At 68.7% G+C, this 17,485-nt stretch carries 14 protein-coding genes; 7 read left to right on the top strand and 7 right to left on the bottom strand.

Going from position 1 to position 17,485, the window contains the following annotated elements; translation table 11 throughout:
• Positions 1 to 81: 81 nt before the first annotated feature.
• Positions 82 to 1,164, bottom strand: coding sequence for a Zn-dependent alcohol dehydrogenase (locus B2515_RS13550; RefSeq protein WP_293877129.1), 1,083 nt, complete (start codon positions 1,162 to 1,164; stop codon positions 82 to 84).
• 169 nt (positions 1,165 to 1,333) lie between these two features.
• Complete coding sequence (locus tag B2515_RS13545; RefSeq protein WP_293877127.1) at positions 1,334 to 2,596, bottom strand: acyl-CoA dehydrogenase family protein; 1,263 nt, start codon at positions 2,594 to 2,596, stop codon at positions 1,334 to 1,336.
• Positions 2,597 to 2,751: 155 nt separating this feature from the next.
• Here B2515_RS13545 and B2515_RS13540 point away from each other — a divergent pair, with 155 nt between their 5' ends.
• Positions 2,752 to 4,023 carry a TetR/AcrR family transcriptional regulator gene (locus B2515_RS13540; RefSeq protein WP_293877125.1) on the top strand — a complete coding sequence of 424 codons (1,272 nt, stop codon included), beginning with the start codon at positions 2,752 to 2,754 and terminating at the stop codon, positions 4,021 to 4,023.
• A gap of 210 nt (positions 4,024 to 4,233) precedes the next feature.
• Here B2515_RS13540 and B2515_RS13535 read toward each other — a convergent pair whose 3' ends face one another.
• Positions 4,234 to 5,298 carry an acyl-CoA dehydrogenase family protein gene (locus B2515_RS13535; protein ID WP_293877123.1) on the bottom strand — a complete coding sequence of 355 codons (1,065 nt, stop codon included), beginning with the start codon at positions 5,296 to 5,298 and terminating at the stop codon, positions 4,234 to 4,236.
• Between the two features lie 71 nt (positions 5,299 to 5,369).
• Positions 5,370 to 6,578, bottom strand: coding sequence for an acyl-CoA dehydrogenase family protein (locus B2515_RS13530; protein WP_293877121.1), 1,209 nt, complete (start codon positions 6,576 to 6,578; stop codon positions 5,370 to 5,372).
• A gap of 140 nt (positions 6,579 to 6,718) precedes the next feature.
• Between B2515_RS13530 and B2515_RS13525 the strand changes: the two genes are divergently transcribed.
• From B2515_RS13525 to B2515_RS13500, 6 genes are all read left to right on the top strand, one after another.
• A complete protein-coding gene (locus B2515_RS13525; RefSeq protein ID WP_293877119.1) occupies positions 6,719 to 7,921 on the top strand; it encodes an MFS transporter in 1,203 nt (400 codons plus the stop codon).
• A 243-nt stretch (positions 7,922 to 8,164) separates the two neighbouring features.
• Positions 8,165 to 9,697, top strand: a complete 1,533-nt coding sequence (locus B2515_RS13520; RefSeq protein WP_293877117.1) for a class I adenylate-forming enzyme family protein — start codon at positions 8,165 to 8,167, stop codon at positions 9,695 to 9,697.
• Entirely contained in the window at positions 9,694 to 10,464 is a 771-nt protein-coding gene (locus B2515_RS13515; RefSeq protein WP_293877115.1) for an acyl-CoA thioesterase, read from the top strand. The genes B2515_RS13520 and B2515_RS13515 overlap by 4 nt, the downstream gene beginning before the upstream one ends.
• Positions 10,465 to 10,606: 142 nt before the next feature.
• Positions 10,607 to 11,101, top strand: coding sequence for a hypothetical protein (locus tag B2515_RS13510; RefSeq protein WP_293877112.1), 495 nt, complete (start codon positions 10,607 to 10,609; stop codon positions 11,099 to 11,101).
• Positions 11,102 to 11,170: 69 nt separating this feature from the next.
• Positions 11,171 to 11,890 (top strand): response regulator, encoded by a 720-nt coding sequence (locus B2515_RS13505; protein ID WP_293877644.1) that lies wholly within the window; start codon positions 11,171 to 11,173, stop codon positions 11,888 to 11,890.
• Between the two features lie 49 nt (positions 11,891 to 11,939).
• Positions 11,940 to 13,274, top strand: a complete 1,335-nt coding sequence (locus tag B2515_RS13500) for a sensor histidine kinase (protein ID WP_293877643.1) — start codon at positions 11,940 to 11,942, stop codon at positions 13,272 to 13,274.
• Positions 13,275 to 14,099: 825 nt separating this feature from the next.
• Here B2515_RS13500 and B2515_RS13495 read toward each other — a convergent pair.
• Genes B2515_RS13495 through B2515_RS13485 form a run of 3 tightly spaced genes read right to left on the bottom strand, consistent with a single transcriptional unit; the run spans position 14,100 to position 17,245 of the window.
• Entirely contained in the window at positions 14,100 to 16,223 is a 2,124-nt protein-coding gene (locus tag B2515_RS13495) for a M3 family metallopeptidase (protein WP_349676252.1), read from the bottom strand.
• Positions 16,224 to 16,274: 51 nt separating this feature from the next.
• Positions 16,275 to 16,478: a hypothetical protein gene (locus B2515_RS13490; RefSeq protein ID WP_293877110.1), complete on the bottom strand. Its 204-nt coding sequence runs from the start codon at positions 16,476 to 16,478 to the stop codon at positions 16,275 to 16,277.
• Positions 16,463 to 17,245: a Crp/Fnr family transcriptional regulator gene (locus B2515_RS13485; protein WP_293877108.1), complete on the bottom strand. Its 783-nt coding sequence runs from the start codon at positions 17,243 to 17,245 to the stop codon at positions 16,463 to 16,465. Before B2515_RS13485 ends, B2515_RS13490 begins: the two co-directional genes overlap by 16 nt.
• Positions 17,246 to 17,485 lie beyond the last annotated feature (240 nt).

Genomic DNA, 17,485 nt, shown 5'->3' with positions numbered 1-17,485 from the left:
CTGACGTTGCGGCTCTTTCACACATGTGGCGGCTTTGGATCCCCGCCTGCGCGGGGATGACGGAAGCGGGACGACAGGGCGTCATCCGAAGGTAATCACGCTGCGGGTGGCATCCCCCTTGCGCAGCTCGTCGAAGGCGTGGTTGATCCGCTCCAGCGGCATGCGATCCGCGATGATCGTGTCGAGATCGAGCTGCCCGCGCATGTAGAAATCGACCAGCCGCGGAATATCGACCGGGAAGCGGTTGCTGCCCATCAGCCCGCCTTGCAGCTTCTTGCCGGACAGCAGGTCGATCGCCGACAGGCCGACCTTCTCGGTCGGCGGCAACATGCCGAGGATCGTCGCGGTACCGCCGCGGCGCAGCACCTTGACCGCAGTCGCGGCGCTCTGCGGGCGGCCGACCGCCTCGATCGCATGATGGACGCCGCCCTTCGTGATCTCGACCACCTCGTCCGCCGCGGTGTCGGACAGCGCGTCGATGCTGTGCGTCGCGCCCAGCTTTTCGGCGAGCGCGCGCTTTTCCGGCACCGGATCGAGCGCGATGATCTTGCCCGCGCCGGCGATTTTGGCGGCGTTGACCGCGGCGAGGCCGATGCCGCCGCACCCGACGACGCACACCGTCTCGCCCGGCGTCACGTCGGTAGTGTTGAAGACCGCGCCCGCCCCCGTCGTCACAGCACAGCCGATCAGCGCCGCGCGGTCCATCGGCATGTCGGGGTCGATCGCGACGCAGGCATGTTCATGGACCAGCATCATCTCGGCATAGGCGGACAGGTTGAGCATCTGCGCCACCGGCCGGTCGCCGAGCGTCAGCCGGGGGGCTGCCCCCTTCGGCCGCCGTACGCCCGCATCGACGCACAGGAACATGCGGCCGGTAACGCAGAATTCGCACTGGCCGCAAAAGGCGCTGAGGCAGGTGACGACATGGTCGCCGACCTTGACGGTGCGCACCTCGCTGCCGACCGCCTCGACCACGCCGGCGGCCTCGTGGCCGGGGATGGTCGGGAGTGCATGCGGATAGATGCCGTCGACGAAGTGCAGGTCCGATCGGCAGACGCCGACCGCGACGGTGCGGATCAGCACCTCATGCGCCGCCGGGTTCGAGACGGCGACCTCCTCGATGCTGAGCGGCTGTTTCGGTTCGAAAAGGACGGCGGCTTTCATCGTGCGGAGCCTTGTTGCTGGGCGACCGGCCTGCCTACCCCGTCGTCCCGGCGAACGCCGGGATCCATGGTTGCAAACGGTCGGAGATAAGCGCCGTCGCCGACGCTTCGTGTCGATGGGTTCCGGCGTTCGCCGGGTTGACGATCGGGCAAAGGACCGGCTTCCCCAATCACCGCGTCGGCCGCTCCGCGGCATAGTCGCCGTATTTCCCGAACTCGGCGCGGGCGATGGCGCGGTTGTGGACCTCGTCCGGACCATCGGCGAAGCGCAACGTGCGCATCGCAGCCCAGGCATGGGCGAGGTGGAAATCCTGGCTGACGCCGCCGCCGCCGTGCGCCTGGATCGCATCGTCGAGGATCTGCAGCGCCATCGTCGGTGCGGCGACCTTGACCATCGCGATCTCGAGCTGCGCCGATTTGTTGCCGGCCTTGTCCATCATGTCCGCGGCCTTGAGACACAGTAGGCGCGTCATTTCGATGTCGATCCGGGCCTTTGCGATGCGTTGTTCCCATACCGAATGATCCGCGAGCCGCTTGCCGAAGGCGACGCGGCCGAGCAGCCGCTTGGCCATCGCCTCGATCCCCGTCTCGGCCACGCCGATCGTCCGCATGCAATGGTGGATGCGCCCCGGCCCGAGCCGCCCTTGCGCGATCTCGAACCCCCGCCCCTCGCCGAGTAGCACGTTCTCGACCGGCACGCGCACGTCCTTCATCACCACCTCGCCATGGCCGTGCGGCGCATGGTCGTAGCCGTAGACGGTGAGCATCCGCTCGATCGTCACGCCGGGCGCGTCCATCGGCATCAGGATCATGCTCTGCTGCGCATGGCGCTTCGCCGAGGTATCGGTCTTGCCCATGACGATCGCGACTTTGCAGCGCGGATCGCCGACGCCCGAGGACCACCATTTGCGGCCGTTGATGACGTAATGATCGCCATCCCTCACCATCGAGGTTTCGATGTTGGTCGCATCGGACGAGGCGACCGCGGGTTCGGTCATCAGAAAGGCGGAGCGGATCTGCCCGTGCATCAGCGGGCCGAGCCATTGCTCCTTCTGTTCGCGCGTACCGTAGCGGTGGAACACCTCCATGTTGCCGGTGTCGGGCGCGGAACAGTTGAACACCTCCGACGCCCAGCCCACCTTGCCCATCTCCTCGGCGCACAGGGCATATTCGAGGTTGGTGAGCTGCGTCCCTTCGAAGGCGAAGCTGTCGTCGACATGGGTCTGGCCGGAATTGGGCGGCATGAAGAAATTCCACAGGCCGGCGGCCTTCGCCATTTCCTTGCATGCCTCGATGACCGGGATCACCTTCCAGCGCTCGCCCTCATGCTCCTGCGCGTCATGTTCGGGGATCCGGGGCCGGATCTCCTGGTCGATGAAGCTGCGCACCCGATCGCGGAAATAGGTCTCGCGCTCGCTGAGGGTGAAGTCCATGTGGCTCTCTCCAAACGTCTTTGACCGGGGGTTTAGGCCGTACCGTACATTCGGTAAAGTCCCGCAGAGCGGTCGATGGCCGCTTTTTCACGCCTGGACGCGTGGCCCGCCAGAAAACACTGTTTCTTCGAAAGCGCAGTCGATACACTGGCAGGATGAACCAGACGGGGGCGGACGCCGGCAGCGGCGGGAGCGAAATCGGCAACGGGGAAGAACAGGGAACGAAGCGCTTCCGGGCGAAGCGTGACGCGATCCTGTCCGCCGCGGCGGAGGCGATCAACGAACAGAGCGCAAAGGGCATGACCTTCGCCGACGTCGCGCGGCGGGTAGGGCTGAACACCACCAGCGTCACCTATTATTTCAAGCGCAAGGAGGATCTGGCGGCGGCGGCGTTCGAGCATACGCTCGAACAGTTGCTGGCGATGATCGACGAGGCGATGGCGGCACCGACCCCGCGGGAGCGCGTCCGTCGCTATCTGTCGCTCAACATGGACCGGCTGGCGCGGGTGCAGCGCGGCGAGGATCGCGCGATGGCGGTGCTGTCCGATCTTCGCGCCACAGAAGACCCGAACCGTACCCGATTGCTAAATCGCTGGCGCGAGGTGTTCCGGCGAACCCGCGCGCTGTGGGGCCCGGCGACGTCGCGGGCGCAGACCGACCTTTTCGGCGCGCGGGCGCATGTACTGCTGGAGAACACCTTCTGGCTGCCGGTGTGGCTGGTCCGGTACGAGCCCGACCAATATGACCGGGTCGAAGCGCGGCTGATGGACGTGTTCGAGCGCGGCATCGCGGGGGCGGACGTGCGCTGGGCGCCGGTGCCGATCGACCTCGAGCATGAGGAGATCGAGCCGGGTCGCGCCGCCTTCCTGCTCGCCGCGACGCGGCTCATCAACGAACTGGGCTATCGCGGTGCGTCGGTGCAGCGGATCGCGGCGGAGCTGAACGTCACCAAGGGCAGCTTCTACCACCATCTCGACGCCAAGGACGATCTGGTGATCGCCTGCTACCGCCGCAGCTTCGACACGATCAGCGATGCGCAGCGGCTGGCGGACGAAGCCGGCGGCTCGCACTGGCAGCGACTGGCGAGCACGATCGCGACCTTGCTCGACGTCCAGTTCGCCGAACGCGCGCCGCTGTTGCGGACGACTGCGCTAAGCGGCCTGCCGGGGGTCGTCCGCACCGCGATGGTCGACCGCTCGAACCGCATCGCGCGCCGCTTCGCGGGAACGATCATGGACGGGATCGCCGAAGGATCGATCCGCGCCGTCGATGCGCTGGTGGCAGCGCAGGCGCTGATGGCGCTACAGAATGCGGCGTTCGACATGCGCAAATGGGCGGCGACGATGCCGCGCGAACGGGCGATCGGTATGTATGCCTCGACGTTGCTGTTCGGACTGTTCGACGACCGGGCTTTGCCGGCGGCTTGATGGTTCGCGCAGAGGCGCGGAGGGCGCAGAGAGAATAAGGGTTTTTACGAAGGCGCGAAGACGCAAAGATGTTGCCGGCGAGGCTAGATCGTCACCCGGCATAGGCTGTGATGAGAGCCTGCGGCGCCCCGAAAGGTCCACCTTCGCGTCTTCGCGCCTTCGCGCGAACATCTACCTTATTCGTGCGAAACCGGAATGCCCGCGACGCGATCAATAGTCGTTGAGGCGGGCGAAGCGTTCGCGATGGAAGGCGGAGTTGCCCCACATCGCCTCCAGCACCGCAGCGCGCTTCATGTAGAAGCCGGCGTCGTGTTCGTCGGTCATGCCGATGCCGCCGTGGAGCTGGATCATCTCGCGAGTCACCAGTTTCGCGGTGTCGCCGGCGACCGCCTTGGCGAGGCTGACCGCCTGATCGCGATCGGAGCGGCCGGAATCGATCGCCTCGAGCGCGCCCTCGACCACCGAGCGCATCAGTTCGAGCTCGGTCAGCATCTTCGCCATGCGATGCTGCAGCGCTTGGAAGGTGCTGAGCGCCTGACCGAACTGGACGCGGGTCTTGAGATAGTCGTTGGTGGTGGCGAACGCTTGTTCGGAGAGGCCGAGCAATTCGGTTGTGACCAGCGCGGTGGCGTAATCGACCACGCGCGCCGTCAGATCGACGCCGCCGAGCCGGACCGCGGGGGCGTCGTCGAAGCGCACCTCGGCATGGCTGCGCGCATCGGCCATGCGGCGCGGCGAGCGGCGGACGCCCGCGTCGCCGGCGACCAGATACAGGCCGTCCTGCGCCGCGACGACGAACAGCGCGGCGCTGTCGCCCTCCGCGACGAACAGCTTGGTGCCGGTCAGGCGACCACCCTCGACGCGCGTCGCGATCGGGCCGCCGTGCACCGGGCCCTCGTCGATCGCGAGCGTCGCGACGACCTCGCCCGAGGCGATGCGCGGCAGCCAGTCGGATCTCGCCGCCTCGCTCTCGCCGAGCACGATCGCGCTGGCGGCGGGGCCGGTCGAGGCGAGCGGACTGGCGGCAAGGTTGCGCCCCAATTGCTCGACGACCATGCCGAGCGACAGATAGCCGAGCGCTGATCCGCCATGCTCCTCCGGAATGACGATGCCGCCCCAGCCCATCTGGCCGATCTCGGCCCAGGCGGCGGCGTCATAGCCCTCCGCCGGCGCAGCGTTGCGCAACTTGCGAAAGGCGGTGACGGGCGATTCGTTGTCCGCCCATTCGCGCGCCATGTCGCGCAGCATCGTCTGTTCTTCGGTGAGGACGGCCATGTCTGTTCCTGCAAAATTGGCGGGAGGATCGGCTTGCGCCGTCCCCCCGCTCCCCTCCAACGGGTGCCCGGTTACTGGTGGTCCAGCATGCCGAGAATGCGTTTGGCGACGATGTTGTTCTGGATTTCGGAACTGCCGCCGTAGATCGATACCGCCTTGCCCCACAGCCATGTGCGGGTCTGCGCGAGTTCGGCCTCGGAGAAGCCCTCGCCCTCCCAGCCGAGGCCGTTCATGCCCATGATCTCGATGCCGAGCTCGGCGCGATCCTGCGTGATGCGGGCGCCGACGTTCTTCATGATCGAGGTCGCGGCCGACGGGCCGGCATTGGACTTCGCCTCCAGCGCCGCGCGACGCAGCGTCAGCATGAAGGCGCGCGTGTCCATCTCGTGCCGGACGAGGCGCATGCGCAGGTCGGCGTCGGACAGGCGGCCGGCGTCATCGGTGCCGCGATAGTCCTTGGCGACCTGGCTCAACGGCTTGCCGGCGAGCAGGCGCCCGGCCGAACCGCCACCGCCCGACAGGCTGGAGCGTTCGTGCTGGAGCAGGCGCTTGCCGATCGTCCAGCCCTCGCCCTCGCGCCCGACCAGATTGCCCTTGGGCACCTTCACGTCGGTGAAGAAGGTCTCGCAGAACGGCGACGCGCCGGAGATCAGGCGGATCGGCTTCACCTCGACGCCGGGCGAATCCATGTCGATCAGCAGGAAGCTGATGCCCTCATGCTTCTTCGTCCGGTCGGTGCGGACCAGCGCGAAGCATTTGTCGGCCCATTGCCCGCCGCTGGTCCACGTCTTCTGGCCGTTGACGAGATAATGATCGCCCTTGTCCTCGGCGGACATCTGCAGGCTGGCGAGGTCGGAGCCGGCGCCGGGCTCGGAATAGCCCTGGCACCAGCGCACCGCGTTGCGCGCGATCGCCGGGATATGTTCCTGCTTCTGCTCCTCGGTGCCATATTCGAGCAGGGTCGGGCCGAACATCATCACGCCCATGCCGCCGATCGGATTGGCGGCACCGATACGCGCCATCTCCTCCTGCAAGACCCGCGCCTCGGCACGCGACAGGCCGCCGCCGCCATAGGCCCGCGGCCAGGTCGGCACCCCCCAGCCCTTGTCGCCCATTGCCTTCGTCCAGGCGGCCTCGTCCGGGGTCGGATCGTGCGGCCCTTCCAGTGCGGACAGGCCGGCATCCTGATGCGCGAGGCTTTTCGGGAAATGATCGGCGAGCCAGGTCCGCGCCTCTTCGCGAAAGGCGGCGAGCGGGTCGAGTTCGGCGGCGGTTGCCATCGGGATCTCCTGAAACCCGAATCTGAAGATCGGGTATGTCGCGGCAGGCCATGCCACGAAAGATCGGACATGCAAAGCCCCGCCATTGGCTCCGCCGCGACGATCGGGCACAACCCTGCCGGGCTGGGCGGGAGATCGACATGCGGTTCGGGCATAAGGCGGTGCCGATGGCGCTGGCGGCGGTGCTGATCGACACGATCGGCTTCGGCATCGTCGCGCCGGTGTTTCCCGCGTTGCTGACCAGCCTGGGCCATGCCGATATCGAACATGCGACGCGGATCGCGGGCTGGATGCTGGTCGTCTATGCCGCGGCGCAATTCGTCGCCGGGCCGGTGCTCGGCAACCTGTCCGACCGGTTCGGACGGCGGCCGGTGCTGATCGCATCCATGCTGAGCTTCGGGATCGACTATGCGGTGATGGCGGTCGCCCCCAGCGTCGCCTGGCTGTTCGTCGGGCGTGCGGTCGCCGGCATCGCGGGCGCGGTTTATGGCCCGGCGGGATCGGTGATCGCCGACGTGACGCCGCCCGAACGGCGCGGCGCGACTTTCGCGCTGATCGGCGCCGCGTTCGGGCTGGGCTTCATCATCGGGCCGGCGCTGGGCGGGCTGTTTTCCCTGTGGGGGCCACGCGCGCCCTTCCACGCCGCGGCGGCGCTGGCGCTGGTCAACGCCGCGGTGATGCTGGTGGCGATGCCGGAAACGCTGGCGGTGGAGAACCGGCGCCCGTTCCGCCTGCGCGACGCGCATGTCGTCGGCGCGTTCCGGCCGCTGTTCCACGCCGGCCATGCCGCACCGCTGCTGCTCGCCATGTTTCTCTGGCAGTTGGCGCACATGGTCTATCCGGCGACGTGGAGCTTCTGGGCGACCGCACGATTCGGCTGGGATGCCAAGGCGATCGGCTGGAGCCTCGCCTTCGTCGGGCTGGTGTCGACGATCGTCCAGGGCGGGCTGACCGGGCGTGCGATCACCCGCTTCGGCGAGCGGCGGGCGCTGCTGATCGGGCTGGTCGCGGGCGGCGGCTCGTTCCTCGCCTTCGCGGCGGTGAGCGCGAGCTGGCAGGTCTATCTGCTGTTCTGCACCAGCGCGCTGTCGGGCTTCGCGATGCCGGCGATGCAGGGGCTGATGTCGCGCATGGTCGATGCGACGCGGCAGGGGCAGTTGCAGGGTGGGCTCGGGTCGATGGGCAGCGTCTCGGCGATCATCGCGCCGCTGTTGCTGACGCAGGTGCTGGCGTGGGGGATCGATCACGGCTTTCCGGGCGCGGCGTTCGTGATCGCGGGGGTGCTCGGGCTGGCCGCCGCGGGAATCGTGGTGGCTCGGGTGCGGGTGGCTGCTGCGTCGTAGAAGGATTGGTTCGCGCGGAGACGCGGAGACGCGGAGATGGTGCGCCGGGGGTGAGCGTACCGATCCCCTCCCCGCACGCCGCCGATTGCACCGTTCGTAATGGAGCGCCTGCGGCGCCTTTCGCGTGACACCTCCGCGTCTCCGCGTCTCCGCGTGAGCCATTTTCCAACGTACCAGCGTCGGTGCAGAGCGTTTCGAAGATTGCGTATGGCGTCGGCGCACACCTTCACCTAGCGTCGCGCGATGCAGACCGCCGCCGACATGCTTGCGTCCGACTTCGCGACGCTTCCCGATTTGATCGCCGCCCACGCCCGCGAACGAGGGGAGCGGGTCGCGCTCGCCGATAGCGGCGGGACGATGGACTATGCCGCGCTGGATCGCGCGATGGACCGCGTCGCCGCGGCGCTGCAACGCGACGGCGTGGCGCCCGGCGCAGCCGTGGCGATCGTGGCGCAGGCGAGCGTCGATTATGCGGTCGTGTTTCTGGGGGCGTTGCGCGCGGGGTGCGTGGCGACGCCGCTCGCGCCCTCGGCGACGCCGGCGGCGATCGCGGCGATGGTCGTCGATTGCGGCGCGCCGCTGGTGTTCCTCGACGCCGCCAATGCGGCGCTGCTCGCGGATCAGGCGTTTGCGGCGCGGCGGATCGCGTTCGGCGACGGCTTCGCTGCCTGGCTCGGGGCGGAGGACGTCCGCCCCTCCCCCGTCGCGATCCGGCCCGACGATCCGTTCAACATCATCTATTCGTCCGGCACCACCGGCACGCCCAAGGGCATCGTCCAGAGCCATGCGATGCGTTGGGCGCATATCGCCCGCAACGCCGCCGCCGGCTTCGACACCGCGGTGACGATGGTGGCGACGCCGCTCTATTCGAACACGACGCTGGTCAGTTTCCTCCCCACCCTCGGCTGGGGCGGCACCGCGGTGCTGATGGGCAAGTTCGACGCGCGCACCTATCTGACGCTCGCCGAGCGGCATCGCGCGACACACACGATGCTGGTCCCGGTGCAGTATCAGCGGATCATGGCGCTCGCCGATTTCGCCGCCTTCGACCTGTCGCACTTCCGCTTCAAGACCAGCACCAGCGCACCGTTCGCGGCGACGCTGAAGGCCGATGTCGTCGCGCGCTGGCCGGGACTGCTGGTCGAATATTACGGCATGACCGAGGGTGGCGCCTCGTGCGGGCTCAACGCCAGCGCCCATCCCGACAAGTTGCATACCGTCGGCCAGCCGTTGCCGGGCCATGAGATCCGCCTGATCGACGACGACGGCCGCGAGGTGCCGCCGGGCGAGACGGGCGAGGTCGTCGGCCGGTCGCCGACGATGATGACCGGCTATCACGGCCGCGACGGCGCGACGCGCGAGGCGGAATGGCATGACGCGGACGGCAACCGCTATATCCGCCACGGCGACGTCGGCCGCTTCGATGACGACGGCTTCCTGATCCTGATGGACCGCAAGAAGGACCTCATCATCTCGGGCGGGTTCAACATCTATCCCTCCGATCTGGAGGCGGTGCTGCTGCGGCATCCGGCGGTCGGCGACGGGACGGTGATCGGTGCGCCGTCGGAGGCGTGGGGCGAGACGCCGGTCGGCTTCTACGTCGCGCGGCCGGGGTTCGAGGGCGAGGATGCCGGAGCGATCCTGTCCTGGGTCAACGCGCAGGTCGGCAAGACGCAGCGGCTGTCGGCCTTGCACCGGATCGACGAACTGCCGCGCAGCGCGATCGGCAAGGTGCTGAAACGCGCGTTGCGCGACCGGCTGGAGGATTTCGCATGACGGCGTTGCGGGATGTGATCGCCGGGCTGGAGCCGGTCGAGGGCGGCTGGCGCGGGCGGGTGCCGGACGGCTGGTTGCAGGGACGCACCGCCTATGGCGGACTGTCGGCGGCGCTGGCGCTGCATGCCGCGATGGGATCGGACACGGATCTGCCGCCGCTGCGATCGGCGCTGGTGGCATTCATCGGTCCGCTGAGCGGCGACATCACGATCCGCGCCAGCCGGCTGCGCCGGGGCCGCAACGCGGCGTTCGTGCAGGCGGATGTGGAGAGCGAGGCGGGGCTGGGGCTGCGCGCCACCTTCGTGTTCATGGGAACGGTGGCATCGGCGCTCGACGTCCATACCGGTGCCGCGCCGGCGGTCGCGCCGCCGGGCCCCGACGACACGGTGCTGCGCGGCCATCCCGCGGTCGCCTTTTCGCAGAATTTCGAACTGGTCGAGCGGCGGCAGGCCGAGCGGGCGGAATGGCTGCGCTGGGTCCGGCTGAAGGAGCGCGACGGGCTGCACCCGATGGTCGCGCTGATGGCGGTGGCGGACTGCCTGCCGCCGGTGGCGCTCAAGATGCTGGGACGGACGGCGCCGGTCAGTTCGATGACGTGGCAGCTCAACCTGCTGGGCGATGCGCCGGCGACGGACGACGGCTGGTGGCTGTTGCAGGCGACGAGCGACTATGCGCGGGCGGGGCATTCGAGCCAGCGGATGGGAATCTGGGCGGCGGACGGCACGCCGGTCGCCGACCATATGCAGAGCGTGGCGGTGTTCGCCTGACGACCGGGGTCGTCACACGCCAAGGGCTCCGTGCGACAGATTGCGACACTTTCCCCCGCGCCGGACATATCGCGGCGACAGACCCGCCCCATAGGTCGCATCGGTCGGTACAGGGATCGGCCCTGGCGGTGGAGGTTCGACGATGCGTGTTGTTCTGGCTCTGATGACGGCGGCGGGCGGGTTGCTCGCGACGACGGCGATCGCGCAGTCGGTGGCCCCGCCCCCGCCCCCGATTCCCTATGGCGGCGGGTTGATGCGCGCCGACACCAATCGCGGCGGCACGATCACGCGAGCGGAGATGCTTGCGGACGCGGATGCGCGCTTCGTGGCGATGGACACCGACAAGGATGGCAAGGTGACCGCGGCGGAACGCGATGCGGCGCGCGCGGCGATGCGGGCGCAGCGGCGCAACGGCAACGGTGGCGGTCCGCGCGGTGGTGGCGGCTTCGGCATGCGCGGCGATCCGGACGGCGACGGCGCGCTGACCCGTGCCGAGGCGGCGCAGCGAGCCGGTGCACGGTTCGACCGGCTCGACACCAACCGCGACGGCAGGCTGGATGCGGCCGAACTGGCCGCGGCGCGGCCGATGCGCGGCCCCCGCAACCCGCCGCTTCCCACGCCGACCCCGGCACAGTGACGACGCGGCGGGGCGGGCATGCCCCGTCCGGTCTGGCAGGAGCGCGATCGCATGGCTAATGCCGAACCGATGGGAGACATGCCGCACCTGCTGCTCGTCGATGACGAGCGTTCGATCCGCGAGCCGCTGGCGCAATATCTCGGCAAGCAGGGATTTCGCGTCACCCAGGCGGCGGATGCGGAAAGCGCGCGGACGCGGCTCGCCGCCTATGCGATCGACCTCGTCATCCTCGACGTGATGATGCCGGGCGAGGACGGCCTGTCGCTGTGCCGGCACATCGCCGCGACCAGCGACACGCCGGTGATCCTGCTGACCGCCAAGGCGGAGGAGACCGACCGGATCGTCGGGCTGGAGATGGGCGCGGACGATTATGTCGTGAAGCCCTTCTCGCCGCGCGAGCTGGCGACGCGGGTGAAGGTGGTGCTGCGGCGGCTGACCGCGGGCGGCGCGCGCCAGCATGCGCCCGAGAGCGGCTCCTACGCCTTCGCCGGCTGGGTGCTGAAGACGGGCGAGCGGGCGCTGGTCGACCGCGAGGGTGTGTCGGTGCCGCTGTCGACGGGCGAATACAATCTGCTGCTCGCGCTGGTGACGCGGCCGCGGCAGGTGCTGACCCGCGACCAGCTGCTCGACCTGACGCAGGGCCGCGAGGCTGCCGCCTTCGACCGCGCGATCGACAACCAGGTCAGCCGCCTGCGCCGCAAGATCGAGGCGGATGCGAAGCTGCCGGAGATCATCAAGACCGTGTGGGGCGGCGGCTATACGCTCGCGGCCGAGGTGACGCGCCTGTGAGGGTGCGGCTGTGACGCTACGGCTGTGGCCGCGCAGCCTCGCCGGGCAGATGGCAGTGCTGATCGCGCTGGCGCTGCTGGTCGCGCAGATGGTCAATTTCGCGCTCGCGTTGCGCGACCGGGCGGAGTTCCGGCTGGCGCAGGCGACGCGGCCGGTCGCGATCCGGCTGGCGGACGCGATCGATCGCGAGGCGCAGGGGCTGCGCACGATCCAGCGCGACCGCGGGCGCATCCGCCGCGCCGACGCCGACGGCATCCCCGCCACCCTGCCGCGGATGCCGGAGATCGCCGCCGAACTGCGCAACCAGCTGCGCGAACAGGGCGTCGAGGTCGGGCGGATCGACACGGGCGTGCGGCGCTGGACGGCGATGGACGATGCCGTGCTGACCCGCAATCCGGCGCGCAGCAACCGCCAGCGCCGGGTGCAGGATCGTCCCGAACAGGCGCTGCTGATCGCGGTCGAGCAGCCGGGGCACGGCTGGCTGGCGGTGATCGTGCCGTGGAGCGGCAATGGCGGCGTCCGCCTGTTCTGGCGCCTCTTCGCCCAGACGCTGATCCTCTACGGCGTCGTGCTGCTGCCGGTGCTGTGGATCGCGCGCCATATCTCGCGGCCGCTGCGCGACCTGACCGCGGCGGCACAGCGCTTCGGCCGCGGCGGCGACGCGCCGGAGGCGGTGACGGTGCGAGGCCCGGCGGATATCGCCAGCCTCGTCCAGTCGTTCAACGCGCTGCAGCTGCGCGTCACCGCGATGCTGGACGAGAAGGACCGGATGCTCGGTGCGATCGGCCACGACCTGCGCACGCCGCTCGCCGCGCTGCGCGTGCGGGTCGAATCGGTCGAGGACGACACCGACCGCACGCGCATGGCGGACACCATCGCCGAGATGAACCGGACGCTCGACGACATCCTGTCGCTGGCGCGGCTGGGCCGGCCGAGCGAGCCGCTGACCGAGGTCGACCTCGCCGCGCTGGTCGACGCCGTGGTCGAGGATTTCCGCGATCTGGGGCAGGATGTCAGCTTTGAAGAGGCCGACCGGTTGCGCATGCGGCTGCGCCCGTCGCTGATCCGCCGCGCGATCCGCAACCTCATCGAGAATGCGGTGAAGTACGGCGGCGGGGCGGCGGTGCGGCTGGTGCCGGACAGCGCAACGGTGCGGATCGAGGTGGCGGACCGCGGGCCGGGCATCCCCGAGGAACGGCTGACCGACGTGTTCGAGGCGTTCACCCGGCTGGAAACCTCGCGTAACCGCGATACCGGCGGGATCGGGCTCGGTCTGGCGCTGGCCCGGTCGATCGTGCGCGAGGCGGGCGGCGACGTTCGGCTGGCGAACCGCGACGACGGCGGCCTGTGCGCGACGATCGAACTGCCGCGTCAGGGCCGATAGCCGGTGAGCTGGCCGTTCTGCGGCGTGCATGATGTGCGGAAGCGGTAGAGATGGTGCGCGCAGAGGCGCGGAGGACGCGGAGGTGTCCCGTACCGGATGCGCGTGGCCCTGCCGTCCCTACGGCCTGACGGGGATGCCTGAGGGTGAAGCGGGCACACCATCTCTGCGTCCTCCGCGCCTCCGCGCGCCAACACACATCTTTCCACGATCCGACACCGCGTCTTGGGTTACGCCTTGACGCCCGTGTCGTGACTGCGGAAATCGCGATAGAGAAATGGGTCGCGCGGAGGCGCGGAGGACGCGGAGGTGTCCCGTGCCGGGTACGCGTGGCCCTGCCGTCTCTACGGCCTGACGGGGATGCGTGAGGATGAAGCGGACGCACCATCTCTCCGTCCTCCGCGCCTCCGCGCGCCAACACACACCCTTTCCACGATCCGACACCGCGTCTTAGGTTACGCCTTGACGCCCGTGTCGTGACTGCGGAAATCGCGATAGAGCGGGATGACATCAAACTGATCCGTCATTGCGAGCGCAGCGAAGCAATCCAGGGCGTCCTGGTACGGCTCTGGATTGCTTCGCTGCGCTCGCAATGACGAACATTCGGATCAATCTGATGTCATCCGATTCTAGAGAGAGGGTTCGCGCGGAGGACGCGGAGGTGTCCCGTACCGGGTGCGCGGCGCCCTGCCATCTCTACGGCCTGACGGGGATGCGTGAGGGTGAAGCGGGCGCACCATCTCTGCGTCCTCTGCGCCTCTGCGCGACAACACACACCTTTCCATGAAGGACGGCGATGCACCGGACGCCGGCACACCGCCCGTCGCATCATCTGGCGGCGGTTGTCGGGAACCCCCGCTTCTTCAGCAGCGCGTTGACGTCCGGATCGCGACCGCGGAAGTCGCGATAGGCGGCGGCGCGGTCGGTTTCGTTGCCGGTCGACAGCAGGATGCGCGCGAACCGCTCCGCGGTCGGCTTGTCCCACGGGCTGCCCGCCTCCTCGAACGCGGCGAACGTGTCCGCGTCCATCGTCTCCGACCACAGATAGCTGTAATAGCCCGCCGAATAGCTGTCGGACGAGAACAGGTGATTGAACTGCGGCAGGCGGTGCCGCATCACCAGCTCTTTCGGCATGCCGATTTCGGTCAGCGTCGCGCGTTCGAACGCATCGGGATCGACGACGCCGTCCGCCACCGTGTGCAGCTTCATGTCGACGATCGCCGAGGACAGATATTCGGCGGTCGCGAACCCCTGGTTGAACGTCTTCGACGCCTCGATCTTGTCGAGCAGCGCCTGCGGCATCGGTGCGCCGGTCTGGTAATGGCGCGCATATTTGTCGAGCACGTCGCGGGTGAGCAGCCAATGCTCGTTCACCTGGCTGGGATATTCGACGAAGTCGCGCGGCGTGCCGGCAAGGCCCGGATAGGTGACGTTCTGCAGCATCGCGTGGATCGCGTGGCCGAATTCGTGGAACAGCGTCTGCGCATCGTCGAGGCTGATGAGGATCGGCTCCCCCTTCGCCCCCCGTGCGAAATTGTTGTTGTTCGACGACAGCACGGTCTGCGCGGGCGCGAGCTTGCGCTGGCCGCGATAGGTGTTGGCCCATGCGCCCGACCTCTTGCCGCTCCGCGCGAAATCGTCGCGGTAGAACAGTCCGACCTCCCTGCCGTTACGGTCGGTGACGTGCCAGACGCGCATGTTCGGCTCGAACACCGGCACGGTGCCGGTGATCTCCTTGAAGTTCAGCCCGTACAGCCGGTTGGCGGCGTAGAGCGACCCCTGGATGATGTTGCCGAGCTCGAAATAGGGCTTCAGCTGCGCCTGATCGAGGTCGTAGCGGCTCTTGCGGACCTGCTCCTGATAGAAGCGATAGTCCCAGGGCTCGATCGTGATTTTCGTCGCGCCTTTGTCCGCGATCGCCTGCATGTCGCGGACCTCCTCGCCGACGCGCGCCTTCGCCGCCGGCCAGACCCGCATCATCAGGTCCATCGCCGCGGCGGGCGTCTTCGCCATCGTGTCCTGCATCCGCCAGTCGGCATGCGTCTTGAAGCCGAGCAGGTGCGCACGATCCGCCCGCAGCTTGACGATCCGCGCGATCGTCGCGTTCGTGTCGTTCGCGTCGCCATTGTCGCCGCGGTCGACGAACGCGCGCCAGACCTTTTCCCGCAACGCGCGATCGGTGGCGAAAGTGAGCACAGGATCGACCGCCGAGCGCGTGTTGACGATCGCCCAGCCGGTCTGGCCACGCTCCGCCGCCGCGGCCTTCGCCACCGCCCTGACGCTGTCGGGGATGCCGGCGAGCTGCGCGGCATCGGTGACGAGGATCGCCTTGTTCTCGTCGGCGAGCAGCCGTCTCGAGAAGTCGCTGAACGCGCTCGCCAGCTCCTGATTATAGGCGGACAGCTGCACCTTCTGCGCCGGCGTCAGCTTCGCGCCCTGTCGCACGTAACTGTCGTAGGTGCGGGTGACGAGCCGCTGCTGCTGCGGGTCGAGCGTCGCCCGCGCGGCATGGACCGCCTCGATCCGCGCGAACAGTTTCGGATCGAAGGTGATCGCGTCCGACGCCGCGGCGAACTTAGGCGACCATTCGCGGTCGAGCGCCTGATAGGCGGGCGTGTTCATATTGCCAGTCATCACGCCGAACAGCGTCATCACCCGGCCGTAGCGCTGGCCGGCGAGCTGCATCGGCACGAAGGTGTTGGCGAAGGTCGGCGCCGCCGGATTGTCGGCGATCCGGCGATAGTCCGCGGCGCGCTCCGCCAGCGACGCCTCGAACGCGGCCGGGAACAGCTCGGGCTTCACCTTGTCCCAGGGCGGCACCCCGCCATAGGGGCCGGTCCAGTCGGCAAGCAGCGGATTGGCGGCCGGCGCGGTCGCCGCGGGGCCGGTCTGGGCGGCGACGCTGCCGGCCATCAGCGCGACCGCGCCGGTGGCGAGAAGGATGTGGTACAAGATGCTCTCCGGATCATGGTTACGCCCAGCATAGCCGCTGATCCGCCGACGTCACCCCGGTCGCTGCGTGTTCGCCCGTTCCGCCGCCGCGATCAGGCGACGGCCGGTTTCCAGCGCCGCCTCGGGCGTCATCGCCACCGCGACGCCGTCGGGCCCGTCGAGCATGACCTGCCCCTCCTGCAGCGACACCGCGCCCGGCACGGTTTCCGGATCATGCGCACGTCCGCCGGCCGGTTCGTTCACGTCGTCTTCCATGCGCCGAAATCCGAATAGAGATAATCGCTGTCGAACTCCGCCGCGACGCACAGGCCGCGCTGGTCGAGGATCTCGACCTGCCCGTTCCGGAACAGCAGCAGCCCCTTTTCGCGCAGCCGGCGCAGCGTGCGGTTGACGTGCACGCCGGTGAGCCCGCACGCCTCGGCCAGGTCGGGCTGGGTCAGCGGCAGTTCGAACCTGCCGTCGCGCGCGAGGCCGACCAGCTCCAGCCGCGCGTTGAGCTCGCAGAAGAAGTGTGCCAGCCGCCCGTCCGCGCCGAGCCTCCCCAGCCGGAAGATCCATTCGCGATGCATCGCGGCATCGGCGAGGGTCGCGAACCACAGGAAGCGGGTCAGCCGCGGATGCCGTTCGGTGATGCCGACCAGCGTCTGGTGATCGAACAGCGCCATCCGGATCGGCCCCAGCGTCCCGATGTCGTGATCCAGCCGCCCGGTCGGAAAGCCGTGCAAATCGACGAAATCGCCGGGGATATGGACCGACACCAGCTGGCGATAGCCTTCGCGGTCGTCCATGTAGCGCGAGACATAGCCGTCGATCAGCATCATGCTGGTATCGACCGGCTCGCCGCGCCGCACGAGATGATGGCGCGCGGGATAGTCCTTCACCGCGCACGCCGCCTTTTCGAGGACGTCGCGCTCCTCGTCGGTCATACGTTCCCTGCCCCGTCCGAGCAGGAACCGGCCGGTCTTCGGAAAGCGGCCGAGGTCGGCGGCAGGCGCCGGGGGGGGTGCGGGATCGTCTCTCATCGAAACGGTGAAACCCGGATCGGCCGCGTAACGTTCCGTGGCGCGGACCTATTCCGCCATATCGGCGCCGATCGCGCGGGATGGTGGCGCCCCGCCGGCCTCTCCCGCACCGTCCAAGACTTCACGGCGACGCATTTCGCCGGTACGCACCCGGCCATACGGGCCGAGCCTCCTTCCGGGGAGACGGTCCGCGCCCCTCCCCACGGAACAGCTTGCTGGTCCTCCCGTTTCGATCCAGCG

This window comes from Sphingomonas sp. UBA978, from assembly GCF_002292295.1.
Taxonomy (GTDB): domain Bacteria; phylum Pseudomonadota; class Alphaproteobacteria; order Sphingomonadales; family Sphingomonadaceae; genus Sphingomonas.
The sequence above is the reverse complement of the archived record's forward strand: the minus strand, read 5'-3'. Positions and strand labels throughout refer to the sequence as shown.

What these genes read in the sequence shown, in the direction of transcription:
- B2515_RS13490 (WP_293877110.1), bottom strand. Translation starts at nt 16,478, where the DNA reads ATGGAAGACGACGTGAACGAACCGGCCGGCGGACGTGCGCATGATCCG.
- B2515_RS13515 (WP_293877115.1), top strand. Translation starts at nt 9,694, where the DNA reads ATGACGGCGTTGCGGGATGTGATCGCCGGGCTGGAGCCGGTCGAGGGC.
- B2515_RS13505 (WP_293877644.1), top strand. Translation starts at nt 11,171, where the DNA reads ATGGGAGACATGCCGCACCTGCTGCTCGTCGATGACGAGCGTTCGATC.
- B2515_RS13500 (WP_293877643.1), top strand. Translation starts at nt 11,940, where the DNA reads ATGGCAGTGCTGATCGCGCTGGCGCTGCTGGTCGCGCAGATGGTCAAT.
- B2515_RS13510 (WP_293877112.1), top strand. Translation starts at nt 10,607, where the DNA reads ATGCGTGTTGTTCTGGCTCTGATGACGGCGGCGGGCGGGTTGCTCGCG.
- B2515_RS13520 (WP_293877117.1), top strand. Translation starts at nt 8,165, where the DNA reads ATGCAGACCGCCGCCGACATGCTTGCGTCCGACTTCGCGACGCTTCCC.
- B2515_RS13540 (WP_293877125.1), top strand. Translation starts at nt 2,752, where the DNA reads ATGAACCAGACGGGGGCGGACGCCGGCAGCGGCGGGAGCGAAATCGGC.
- B2515_RS13545 (WP_293877127.1), bottom strand. Translation starts at nt 2,596, where the DNA reads ATGGACTTCACCCTCAGCGAGCGCGAGACCTATTTCCGCGATCGGGTG.
- B2515_RS13485 (WP_293877108.1), bottom strand. Translation starts at nt 17,245, where the DNA reads ATGAGAGACGATCCCGCACCCCCCCCGGCGCCTGCCGCCGACCTCGGC.
- B2515_RS13535 (WP_293877123.1), bottom strand. Translation starts at nt 5,298, where the DNA reads ATGGCCGTCCTCACCGAAGAACAGACGATGCTGCGCGACATGGCGCGC.
- B2515_RS13550 (WP_293877129.1), bottom strand. Translation starts at nt 1,164, where the DNA reads ATGAAAGCCGCCGTCCTTTTCGAACCGAAACAGCCGCTCAGCATCGAG.
- B2515_RS13530 (WP_293877121.1), bottom strand. Translation starts at nt 6,578, where the DNA reads ATGGCAACCGCCGCCGAACTCGACCCGCTCGCCGCCTTTCGCGAAGAG.
- B2515_RS13525 (WP_293877119.1), top strand. Translation starts at nt 6,719, where the DNA reads ATGCGGTTCGGGCATAAGGCGGTGCCGATGGCGCTGGCGGCGGTGCTG.